The organism is Aureivirga marina, assembly GCF_015767265.1.
GTDB classification, from domain to species: Bacteria; Bacteroidota; Bacteroidia; order Flavobacteriales; family Flavobacteriaceae; genus Aureivirga; species Aureivirga marina.
This window is the reverse complement of the sequence record NZ_JADPIB010000005.1, coordinates 233,402-245,591: the sequence shown is the minus strand read 5'-3', so window position 1 is coordinate 245,591 and position 12,190 is coordinate 233,402. Positions and strand designations below refer to the sequence as shown.

The window sequence follows — 12,190 nt, the reverse complement described above, 5'->3', positions numbered from 1 at the left end:
GTTTATTTAACAAATTATTACATGCGCTTTTTTTTCTACGGTTGTAATTTTAAGAAAGAAGTAAAATCGACAAACCATGAAATTAGCTATACTTTTAAGCATAGGAAGTACTTTTGAGATATTATTATGGATTTTAGCCGTGATTATTATTGTCTATATTTTAGCAAAAAAAAAATCGGTTTTAAATAGAGATAAAAATATTCCTTTTGATGATGCGATTGTAGAAGATGCTCCAGAAAAAGATAAACCAAAAGAAGATTGGGCGGAGGATGTAAAAGAAGAAGATATTATTGAGGTGAAGGAAGAAAATGAAGAAAAAAAGGAAGTGAAATCAAAGAAGAAAACTTCAGAAAAATCTCCTGAATTAAATTTTGAAAGAATTGGAAAACCAAATCATGAAAATAAAGATGATTTGAAAAAAATAAAAGGAATTGGTCCTGTTTTGGAAAAGAAGCTAAATGAGATTGGAATTACAAATTATGCGCAAATTTTAAACTTAAATAAGAACGATTTACAATTAATTTCCATTTTAACAAATTATCCTTTTAGTAAAATTCAAGGGAATCAGTGGGTGAAGCAAGTAAAAGATTTAGAAAAATAAAATTTTTAGAAAGATTCTAAAATATTTAAGAAAAAAATATTAAATTTAATATTGTAATGAAAGATTAATAAAAACTAGACTTATTTAATTTGATTAATTTGAAAACCTAATTAGAAAATAATAGTAATCTTTTCATTATATAGTTATTTGAATTTGAATTAATTTTAAGAGGATGTTTAACGGGTCTATACATCCTCTTTTTTTATTCTAGTTATTTGAAATCTAAATATTTCGGATAGCGAATATACAAAAAAATACGCTATAGTAAAACTATTTTTCCAAAACTAAGCTTCTTCGTAACGTTTCATTTCTCTGTCGTAGAACGTACTAGCTTCTTCAATAAGCGAACTTACTTGATTTGCTAATTCATCGACATCTCCTTGTTGTAAATCTTCAAGCCATTCGATTTCATCATCTACTAAATTGATGATAAATCTTGGGAATTCTGTGTGAATTACAAAAATTGAATCTTGAAAATCTGTATTGTCTCCTAATAAAAATCTTGGTATTTCCATATCTATTTTGATTGAATTAGTTTTTTTGTTAATTGATTAAATCGAATAAAAAGTAAAGCAGCAGAAGCTGTTAATCCTGTTAAAAGTCCAATCCAAATTCCTTTTGTGCCTAAATTGGTGTGTAAACCAAAATAATAACTTACAGGGAATCCAATAAACCAATATGCGATTAAAGTTAAAATTGTTGGAATAATCACATCTTGCATTCCTCTTAAAGATCCGATAATTACAACTTGTAAACCATCTGAAAGTTGGAATAATGCTGCTAAAATTAAAAGTCCAGATGCAATTTCTACTACTTCAAAGTTTTCTGTGAAAATCCACGGAAGCATATTTTTCATTACTGAAAATAAAATTGCAAAAACGAACATAATTAAAAATATTAAAAGAAAATTTGAAAATGCAATTCTTCTCAAATCTTTATAACGTTGTAAACCTTTTTGATTTCCGACACGAATAGTTGTAGCTACCGAAAGTCCAGAAGCAATCATAAAAGTTACAGAAGCCAATTTAATTGCAATCTGATTTGCTGCTTGTGGAAAAGCACCTAATGTTCCTGCTAACAATACAGAAGCAGAAAAAAGTCCAACTTCAAAAAGCATTTGAAGAGAAGAAGGAATTCCAAGATTGATAATTTTTCTATAATAAAAACGATGTAAATCTTTTCTTTTAATAAGCTTCATAAAAGGACGGAATTTATGTTTCTTTTTTAGAATTAAAAACATAAATAAAAACATCACAACACGAGAAGTTAGTGTTCCAATTGCAGCTCCTACAAGTTCTAATCTTGGGAAAAACCAAATTCCATAAATCAACATATAATTCACTAAAATGTTTACCACATTTGTAATAACAATTGCGTACATGGCATATTTTGTTTGTGATAAACCATCCGCAAATTGCCGTAAACTTTGAAACATCATAATTGGAATTATAGTAAAAATTATGATGGAGAAGTATGGTTTTGCAAGTTCTACAACTTCTTCTGGTTGATTCATATGATGGAGGAAATGTTTAGAAATATAAAGTAAAATCGCTAAAACAATTCCCATTAAAGACATTAATAAAAAAGAATGTTGAAAAATTTTTCTTCCTTTTTCTTTGTTTGATTTTCCATCTGCTTCTGCAATTAATGGTGTAATTGCAAAAGAAAATCCAACACCTAAAGAAAGCGCTATAAAAAAGATACTATTTCCAAGAGAAGAAGCAGCAAGTTCTACAGGTCCTAAACTTCCAATCATAATATCATCTACAAGTCCAACCATGAGATGACCAAGAGAACCTAGCATTACGGGAATAGAAAGTTTAAGATTGTATTTAAACTCTTTAGTATAATTTGTGATATTTTTCAACATGATTCGAATAATTCAAAAAGCTCGCAAAGGTATCTATTTTTTCTTCGTAGATTCATCTAAAATGATTTATATTTATGTTAAAATAAATAAGAGGTATATTCTTTTTGAATTGAATAGATAAAACTTATACTTGATTCCAAAGTTGAGATAAAGAAAATCTATCATAAAATAAAATATTAAAATTTCATTTTAGCAAAACAGTATATAGAATCTATATATTTGCACTAAGAAAATTAAATTAATAATCATAAAACAATATAAAAAATGGCTGTATTAGTAGGTAAAAAAGCACCTCAATTTAGCGCACAAGCAGTTGTAAACGGAGGAGAGTTCGTTTCTGACTTTACATTAGAGCAATTCAAAGGAGATAAATATGTAGTATTATTCTTTTACCCAAAAGATTTTACATTTGTTTGTCCAACAGAATTACACGCTTTCCAATCAAAATTAGCAGAATTTGAAGAAAGAGGAGTAGCTGTAGTTGCTGTATCTACAGATACTGAGCAATCTCACTGGGGATGGTTACAAATGGACAAAGCTGCAGGTGGAATTAAAGGAATTACTTATCCATTAGTTGCTGATACAAATAAAACAATCTCTAAAAACTACGATGTTTTAGCTGGAGATTATTATTATGATGATAACGGTGAATTACAAGCTGATGGAGAATTAATCGCTTACAGAGGATTATTCTTAATTGACAAAGAAGGAATCGTTCGTCACCAAATCGTAAATGATTTACCGTTAGGAAGAAATGTTGATGAAGCTTTAAGAATGGTTGATGCGTTGAAATTCAACGAAGAGCACGGTGAAGCTTGTCCAGCAAACTGGAACTCTGAAAAAGAAGGATTATTAGCAACTCACGACGGAATTGCTGAATATTTGTCTAAAAACTAATAAAGTAGATAATATTTTCTAAAAACTCTCGAAGAAATTCGGGAGTTTTTGCTTTTTAAGCTATTTTTGAACTTTAAAAACTAAATAAAAATATCATGGCTACGATTACATTAAAAGGTAACCAAATACATACAAATGGTGAATTACCAAAAGTTGGAGAGAAAGCACCAAATTTTGAATTAATCAAAACAGATTTATCTAAAGTTACTTTAGAAGATTATAAAGGAACAAAAATTGTTTTGAATATTTTCCCAAGTATTGATACAGGAACTTGTGCTGCATCTGTTAGAGAATTTAATAAAAAAGCAAGTGAATTAGAGAATACCAAAGTAGTTTGTGTTTCTAGAGATTTACCTTTTGCACAAGCTCGTTTTTGTGGTGCTGAAGGAATCGAAAATGTAGAAACTGCTTCTGATTTTGCTACAGGATCTTTCGGAAAAGATTACGGTTTAGAGATTATCGATGGACCTTTAGCTAATTTACATTCAAGAGCTGTTGTTGTAATTGATGAAGAAGGAAATGTAATTTATACTGAGCAAGTTTCGGAAATTGTTGATGAACCAAATTATGAAAATGCATTAAAATCTTTATAAAAAATACTTTATGAAAAACCCTAAAGATGGATTTGTAAGAGGGCGTATCAGAAGTATTAAATTTGCTTTTCAAGGTGCTTGGTTGTTATTGACAACTGAGCATAGTATTATGGTACAGTCTTCGATTGGAGTTTTGATGATTATTGCAGGATTTTATTTTAATATTTCACCAGTTGAATGGATGATTCAAACATTAGCAGTTTCTGTGGTTCTGGCAACAGAATCTTTAAATACAGGAATTGAAAGAGTGGCAGATTTTATTCATCCAGATTATCACAAGAAAATAGGAATTATAAAAGATGTTGCTGCTGGTGCTGTAACTTTTGTTGCATTAGGTGCTTTAATTATTGGATTAATTATTTACATTCCAAAAATTTTAGTGCTATTTTAAAATAATTACTTAAAATTGTTTTTTAACTTACAGTTAATCACTGTTTTTATCAGTTAGGAAGTTATATATTTACAAATATTAATCGTAAATTTAAGTTGCTTCCAGTTGAGTTTGGCTCAAAATTTTCAATAGAAAAATCCGTTTGAATATTTTACAATTTTGAGAACAACAAAATGTAGATGAAAATTAAAATAAATTAATTAAAAGATATATTTTTTGCGATTATAAAATTGAATTCAAAAATGATCGTTAATTCTAACTAAAAATAAATAAAATGAAGAAATTAGGTATTTCCTTAAAGAAATTAGAAGAGTTTAATAAAAGTTTACAACATCAAACAATTATCGGATTGTTTTTTCTTTTGTTTTCCGTTTTTCTAACAATTTCTTTTATTTCATTTTTTGTTAGTTGGGATGAAGATCAAAGCATTATTGGTTCATTTTTCTCTAGAGATGTGGAAGTTCACAACTTAATGGGGAAAGTTGGAGCATATGTTGCATATATTTTTGTGTATAAAGGATTCGGTTTAGCTTCTTTTAATTTTGCTATTCTACTTTTCTTTTCTGGTTTATATCGAATGGTTCAAGCAGATCATAAAAAACTTCGTAAAAATTGGAGATGGGGAATTTTAGGAATGGTTTGGTTATCAGTAACGATTAGTTTTCTTTTTTCTGAAAATACGGTTGCTTCTGGAATTATTGGTTTTGAAATCAATGATTATTTACAACATTTTTTAGGGAAAATTGGAGTTTTCCTTTTGATTTTATTTACACTTTTTTCTTATGTAGCACTTCGTTTTAAAATTAATGCAGAACACATCAAACGATTCTTTATGGCTTTATTTAATGTTTCTAAAAAACATTATGAAAAACGTAAAGAAGAATTAGATGTCATTAAAAAAGAAAAAGCAAAAAAGAAAGAAGAAGAATTAAAAGTTAAAGAAGCAAAGGAAAAACAAGAGAAAATTAATAAACAGAAAGAAGAAACTGTTCAAAAACCAATTGAAAAGAAACCTGTTTCAAAACCAAAAGAAGAACCAAAAGTTGTTTTTGAATTAACAGAAGAAACGAAGGAAGAACAAGTTGTTGTTGAAAAAACAAAAAGTGAAATCGAAAAAGAAGAATCTTCTTTTACAAGTTCACTTCAAAACTTAACACCAACGATTAAAAATTATTCTACAAATAAACCTGAGGAAGAAAAAGAGGAAATTCCAAAATTGGAAGTAGAAGTTGCTGTTGAAAAAGAAGAGCAACATGTAGAGGAAAATTTAGCAGATAAATTAGTAAATGATTTTGGTGAATTTGATCCGACTTTAGAATTAGGAAATTATCAGTTTCCTTCAATTGATTTATTAAAGAAATACGATGAAACAATTTCTATAAATCAAGAAGAGTTGGAAGCAAATAATAATCGAATTATTGAAACTTTAAAACATTATAAAATTGGAATTGAACATATCAAAGCAACTGTTGGACCAACCGTAACTTTATATGAAATTATTCCAGAAGCTGGAGTTCGTATTTCTAAAATTAAAAACTTAGAAGATGATATTGCTTTATCATTGTCAGCTTTAGGAATTCGTATTATTGCTCCAATTCCAGGAAAAGGAACTATCGGAATTGAAGTTCCAAATCGAAAAGCATCGATTGTTTCTATGCGTTCAGTGATTTCTTCTACGAAATTCCAAAATTCAGAAATGGAATTGCCTATTGCTTTAGGAAAAACAATTTCAAACGAAACTTATGTAGTTGATTTAGCCAAAATGCCTCACTTATTAATGGCAGGAGCAACAGGACAAGGTAAATCTGTTGGATTAAATGCAATTTTGACTTCTTTGGTTTATAAAAAACATCCAGCAGAAGTTAAATTTGTTTTAGTAGATCCGAAAAAAGTAGAATTAACTTTATTCAATAAAATAGAAAGACATTTCTTAGCTAAATTGCCAGACACAGAGGATGCAATTATTACGGATACAACAAAAGTGATTGATACTTTAAATTCTTTATGTATTGAAATGGACGCGCGTTATGATTTATTGAAAAATGCAATGGTTCGAAATATTAAAGAATACAACACAAAATTTAAGTCTAGAAAACTGAATCCAGAAAATGGACATAAATTTTTACCATATATTGTTTTGGTGATTGATGAGTTTGCAGATTTAATTATGACTGCTGGAAAAGAAGTAGAAACACCAATTGCAAGATTAGCCCAGCTTGCAAGAGCAGTTGGAATTCATTTGATTGTTGCAACACAAAGACCTTCTGTGAATGTTATTACAGGTATTATTAAAGCAAATTTCCCAGCGAGAATTGCTTTTAGAGTAACTTCAAAAATTGATTCAAGAACGATTTTAGATAGTACAGGAGCAGACCAATTAATTGGTCGAGGAGATATGTTATATTCTGGAGGAAATGATTTACTTCGTTTACAATGTGCTTTTGTTGATACACCAGAAGTAGAAAGAATCACAGATTATATTGGAATGCAAAAAGCATATCCAAATGCACATATGCTTCCTGAATACAGCTCAGAGGAAAGTGGCACGAGTCTTGATATTGACATAGAAGATCGCGATAAATTATTTAAAGAAGCAGCATTATTGATTGTTCATGCACAGCAAGGATCTGCTTCCTTATTACAAAGAAAATTAAAACTAGGATATAACCGAGCTGGAAGATTGATTGATCAATTAGAGGCAGCAGGAATTGTAGGACCTTTTGAGGGAAGTAAAGCAAGACAAGTTTTAGTCCCAGATGAAATGGCTTTAAATCAATTATTAGAAAATGAAAGAAAATAACACAAAATTTGAAATGAAAAAAGGATTATTACTATTATTCTTATTAATAGCAACGGTAGGATTCGCTCAAGATAAAGCAAAAAAATTGTTAGATGAAGTTTCACAAAAAACTGCTTCTTACAAAACAATAGAAATTGAATTTTTATATAAATTAGATAACATGAGCGGAAATGTTCATGAACAAAATAGAGGAAATGTTTCATTAAAAGGAGATAGATATAGATTACACCTTTTTGGTGCAGATTTTTTATATGATGGAGCAAAAAAATATACAATTAATCATGAAGATGAAGAAGTAATTATCGAAACTCCTGATTCTGAGAATGAAGAAGAATTTAGTCCTTCTAAAATGCTTTCTTTTTACAAGGAAGGATACAGATATAAAATGGATATTTTAAAAAATGCTGGAGGAAGAAAAATTCAATATGTAAAATTACTTCCAATTGATTCTAATACAGAGTTAAAGTACATATTATTAGGAATTGACGTAAAGACAAAAAATATAAACGATATAATTCAAGTTGGTAAGAATGGAGCAAATACTTCTATTGTTATCACAAATATGCAAACTAATAATGTTATTTCAGATAAACTTTTTAATTTTGACCTCAAGAAATATCGAGATGATAAAAATTATTTAATATCTGAATTATAACATTTATAAATTGAAAAAACTAGATCAATATATACTTAAAAGTTTTTTAACTCCTTTTTTTGCAACATTTTTAATCATTATTTTTGTCCTGATAATGCAGGCAGTTTGGTTATACTTTGATGATATTGCAGGGAAAGGAGTTGATCTTATTTTTATACTAAAGTTTATTTGGTATTTATCTTTAACATTGGTTCCTCTTGGAATTCCGATTGCTGTTCTTCTTTCATCCATTATGGCACTTGGAAATCTTTCTGAAAATTATGAATTTGCAGCGATGAAATCTGCTGGAATTTCTTTAAAAAGAATGATGATGCCTCTGTTAATTTTCACTTTATCTTTAAGTGCTTTAAATTTTGTTTTTGCTAATAATGTATTTCCATACGCTTCTTTTAAACAAAGAAATTTATTAGTAAATGTAAAAAAGAAAAAACCTTCACTTTTACTTATTCCTGGAACATTTAATACAGAAATTCCAAACTTCACAATCAAATTTGATGAAAGATATGGAAAGAATGAAAATTTTCTTCGAAATGTACAAATTGCCGATTTATCTAAAAATAGAGGGAAAATTACGGTTGTAACTGCAAAAACAGGAGAAATTGTAAGTAAAGAAGGAAGTCGTTATTTGACATTAGTTTTAAAAGATGGATATTACTATACAGATGAAATTGGAGCAAGAACTACTTTAAAAGAAAAAAATAAACTTCCGAATTCTCGTGCAAGTTTTAAAAAATATACAGTAAATATCGATATTTCTGATTTTGGAAATGAAAATCTTGATGATGAAAATATTAAATCCGCAGCAGTAATGCTTAAGCTGTCACAATTAGAACCAAAAATTGATAGTTTAAAAACGGTTTTTGATAAGAATATCGATTTAAAACTTAAAAACTTAATGATTAGGATGAAGGCGGAAGACTTAGAAACGCCTCCTGATTCATTAAAAGATAAATATCTTTCCGAAAATATTTTAGACAATTTTAATACTACTGAACAATTAGCTGTTGTTGACAATGCAATTTCCACTATTAAAAGAGCAAGTTCAAGTGTGAAAAATAGTAGAAATGGATTTAAACTTGAAAGAAAAAGATTAAACCAATATGATTTTGAATATTATCATAGAGTTGCATTTTCACTAGCTCCATTAATTTTATTTTTTATAGGAGTTCCTCTAGGATCTATTATCCGAAAAGGTGGATTTGGAGTTCCTATGGTTTTAGCAATTATTGTCTTTGTAATATATTTCTTTATTGATACATTTGGGAAGAATTTATCTGAAGAAAGTGCATTACCTGCTTCTCTCGCAAGCTGGATTGCAACCTTAATTCTCTTACCTTTTGGAATCTTTTTAACTTATAAAGCAACCAAAGGAATGGGAGTATTTGATATAAATAACGTAATACGTCCTATTGTAAACTTTTTCAATAAACTAGGATTAAAAAAGAAAAAACAACACAACGAATAATAAAATGGAAAAAAAAGCACTAAATACAATTCCGGAAGCTATTGAAGATATCCGAAATGGTAAAATGGTAATTGTAGTAGATGATGAGGATAGAGAGAATGAAGGAGATTTCATCGCTGCTGCTGAAACAGTGACACCTGAAATGATTAATTTCATGGCGACACACGGAAGAGGATTAATTTGTGCTCCTCTTGTGGAAGAAAGATGTGAAGAATTGGAATTAAATATGATGGTTACAAATAATACAGTTCTTCATAATACACAATTTACAGTTTCTGTAGATTTAATTGGTCATGGTTGTACAACTGGAATTTCTGCTCATGATAGAGCAAAAACAATTATGGCTTTAACAAAAGAAGAAACAAAACCTGAAGATTTAGGAAGACCAGGTCATATTTTTCCATTAAAAGCAAAAGAAGGAGGAGTTCTTAGAAGAACTGGACATACAGAAGCTGCTGTTGATTTAGCTAGATTAGCTGGATTTAAACCTGCAGGAATTTTAGTTGAAATTTTAAATGAAGATGGAACAATGGCTCGTCTTCCTCAGTTGATGAAAGTAGCTGAGAAATTTGATTTAAAAATTATTTCAATTGAAGATTTAGTAGCTTATAGAATGCAACACGATTCTTTAATTAATAAAATTGAAGATTTTGAAATCGAAACTCGTTTTGGTCATTATCGTTTAAGAGCTTATAAGCAAACGAATAATAATCAAGTTCATTTAGCTTTAAGTAAAGGAGATTGGAATAGAGATGAAGAGGTTTTAGTTCGCGTAAATTCTACATTGGTTAACAATGATATTTTAGGAACTTTGACAAACAATCCAGATGCCAAATTGAAAAGAGTTTTTGATTTGATTAATAAAGAAGAAAAAGGTGTTGTTGTATTTATCGATCAAGAAAACCAATCTTTTGATTTAATTCAACGTTTAGGATTATTTAAAAAAGCAATTTCTGAAGATAAAAATGCAAAAGCTCCAAATTTAATCATGGATGAAAAAGATTTCGGGATTGGAGCGCAAATTTTACACGATTTGGGAATTGAAAAATTAAATGTGATTTCTAATAGTTCTCAAGATAAAAAACGTGTTGGAATGACTGGATACGGATTAGAAATAGTTGATTATTCAACATACTAAATGAAATAAAATAAATTTATAGAAAGCCGCTATTTTAGCGGCTTTTTTCTTTATTTATAACAAAACAAAGTTTATTTTTATAACATGTTTATCTAACATAAAAAAACAGATTTTTTTGTCTAAAATAACAAGATACAATGGAGGTATTGACACAAGATTATGTTGCAGTATTTGTTATAATTGCCTTAGGAATATTTTTTGGAAAATTAAAAATTAAGGGAGTTTCTCTCGGAACTTCTGCTGTTTTGTTTATCGCTTTGATTTTTGGTCATTTCGGAATTGTTGTGCCTGCTATTTTTAAAACAATCGGATTAATCTTTTTTATTTTTACAATTGGAATTCAAGCGGGTCCTGGTTTTTTTGATTCGTTTCGTTCAGATGGATTAAAACTAATTATCATTTCAGCAATTGTTGTTGTTACAGGAGGAATTACAGCTGTTGTGGCTTCGTATTTTTTTAATGTTAATTTACTTTATGCAATCGGAATTTACACTGGAGCATTGACAAGTACGCCTGGTCTGGCTTCTGCAATCGATGCGACTGGTGGCGCTGTAGAAACTTCTATTGGTTATGGTGTTGTATATCCTTTTGGAGTTTTAGGAGTTATATTTTTTATTCGTTTGATTCCTAAATTATTTCGAATTAATGTTCAAAAAGAAGAGGAAGAATATTATGAAAAAACAAATAAAAATTATCCGAAATTAATCGCAAAAAATTTTAAAGTTTCCAATGAAAATATATTTAATAAGAATTTTATTGAATTAAATATTCATGCAATGACTGGTGCAAATATTTCTAGAATTTTGAAAAATGGAAAAGATATTTTTGTGCCTAATAGAGATTTGATATTAGAAAAAAATGATATTATTCGTGCTGTTGGTACTAAAAAATCTTTAAAGAAAGTTGCGTTTTTAATTGGAGAAGAAACAAATGAAGAAATTCCAATAAGCGATCGTTGTATCGTAGATTGGGTTTTAGTTACAAATAAAAAAGTTGTCAATAAATCTTTAAGCGAATTATCACTTGGAAGAAATTATAATGCAACCGTAACAAGAATTCGAAGAGCAGGAATTGATATGACTCCGAATTCAAATTCTCGTCTTCGTTTCGGTGATAAACTGATGATTGTAAGTGGAACTTATAATAGAGATGCTGTAATTAAATTAATTGGTGATTCTTCTAAGAAATTAATGGAAATAGATTTTTTACCAATTTCAATTGCAATAATTCTTGGAATTTTACTTGGAAATATTTCTGTCCCTCTTTTTGGAATTAATTTTAAACTAGGAATTACAGGGGGTGTTTTATTAATTTCTTTATTACTTTCTAGGGTCGGAAAAACAGGAAATATAATTTGGAATGTTTCAGGGCATGCAAATCAATTACTCAGACAAATGGGATTACTTTTCTTTTTAGCTTCCATAGGAACTTCAGCTGGAACAAATTTTATTTCAACCATAGAAAAACAAGGAATTGAATTATTTCTTATCGGAATTATGGTTACTTTAATTCCAATGCTTTTAGCTGTAATCATCGGAAGATATGTTTTAAAAATTAATTTTTTATCGCTTTTAGGAGCTTTAACAGGTGGAATGACAAGTACGCCAGGATTAAGTGCTGTAACTCCTTTAACTAAAACAAATGCACCTGCGGTTGCTTATGCTACAGTTTATCCTTTTGCGATGGTAATTTTAATTATTTGTACAAAAATTATCGGTGCAATTTTATTATTTAAATAAAAAAAGAGGCTGAAAAACCAACCTCTTTCGCTTCAATACTA

The 12,190-nt window shown here is 28.8% G+C and carries 11 protein-coding genes; 9 read left to right on the top strand and 2 right to left on the bottom strand.

Going from position 1 to position 12,190, the window contains the following annotated elements:
* Positions 1 to 76 precede the first annotated feature (76 nt).
* A complete protein-coding gene (locus tag I1A51_RS12280) occupies positions 77 to 601 on the top strand; it encodes a hypothetical protein (protein ID WP_196894310.1) in 525 nt (174 codons plus the stop codon).
* A 284-nt stretch (positions 602 to 885) separates the two neighbouring features.
* Here the strand turns inward: I1A51_RS12280 and I1A51_RS12275 are convergent, their stop codons facing one another.
* Both I1A51_RS12275 and I1A51_RS12270 read right to left on the bottom strand, forming a co-directional pair.
* The gene (locus I1A51_RS12275) at positions 886 to 1,116 is read right to left on the bottom strand and encodes a hypothetical protein (protein ID WP_196894308.1); all 231 of its coding nucleotides are present in this window, start codon (positions 1,114 to 1,116) and stop codon (positions 886 to 888) included.
* A 2-nt stretch (positions 1,117 to 1,118) separates the two neighbouring features.
* Positions 1,119 to 2,471, bottom strand: a complete 1,353-nt coding sequence (locus I1A51_RS12270) for an MATE family efflux transporter (protein ID WP_196894306.1) — start codon at positions 2,469 to 2,471, stop codon at positions 1,119 to 1,121.
* A 264-nt stretch (positions 2,472 to 2,735) separates the two neighbouring features.
* On the opposite strand from I1A51_RS12270, the gene I1A51_RS12265 reads away from it, so the two are divergent.
* The 8 genes from I1A51_RS12265 to I1A51_RS12230 all read left to right on the top strand — a co-directional run bounded on the left by I1A51_RS12265 (position 2,736) and on the right by I1A51_RS12230 (position 12,149).
* Entirely contained in the window at positions 2,736 to 3,368 is a 633-nt protein-coding gene (locus I1A51_RS12265; RefSeq protein ID WP_196894304.1) for a peroxiredoxin, read from the top strand.
* A gap of 95 nt (positions 3,369 to 3,463) precedes the next feature.
* Positions 3,464 to 3,961: a thiol peroxidase gene (tpx, locus tag I1A51_RS12260; RefSeq protein WP_196894303.1), complete on the top strand. Its 498-nt coding sequence runs from the start codon at positions 3,464 to 3,466 to the stop codon at positions 3,959 to 3,961.
* 10 nt (positions 3,962 to 3,971) lie between these two features.
* A complete protein-coding gene (locus tag I1A51_RS12255) occupies positions 3,972 to 4,352 on the top strand; it encodes a diacylglycerol kinase family protein (RefSeq protein WP_196894301.1) in 381 nt (126 codons plus the stop codon).
* Positions 4,353 to 4,626: 274 nt separating this feature from the next.
* Entirely contained in the window at positions 4,627 to 7,152 is a 2,526-nt protein-coding gene (locus tag I1A51_RS12250; RefSeq protein WP_196894299.1) for an FtsK/SpoIIIE family DNA translocase, read from the top strand.
* A complete protein-coding gene (locus I1A51_RS12245) occupies positions 7,139 to 7,807 on the top strand; it encodes a LolA family protein (RefSeq protein ID WP_231374027.1) in 669 nt (222 codons plus the stop codon). The genes I1A51_RS12250 and I1A51_RS12245 overlap by 14 nt, the downstream gene beginning before the upstream one ends.
* Before the next feature lie 10 nt (positions 7,808 to 7,817).
* Positions 7,818 to 9,272: an LptF/LptG family permease gene (locus tag I1A51_RS12240; RefSeq protein ID WP_196894297.1), complete on the top strand. Its 1,455-nt coding sequence runs from the start codon at positions 7,818 to 7,820 to the stop codon at positions 9,270 to 9,272.
* Between the two features lie 4 nt (positions 9,273 to 9,276).
* On the top strand, positions 9,277 to 10,410 hold the full coding sequence (gene ribB / locus I1A51_RS12235) for a 3,4-dihydroxy-2-butanone-4-phosphate synthase (protein WP_196894295.1): 1,134 nt from the start codon (positions 9,277 to 9,279) through the stop codon (positions 10,408 to 10,410).
* 137 nt (positions 10,411 to 10,547) lie between these two features.
* On the top strand, positions 10,548 to 12,149 hold the full coding sequence (locus tag I1A51_RS12230; protein ID WP_196894293.1) for an aspartate:alanine exchanger family transporter: 1,602 nt from the start codon (positions 10,548 to 10,550) through the stop codon (positions 12,147 to 12,149).
* The last annotated feature ends 41 nt before the right edge of the window (positions 12,150 to 12,190 follow it).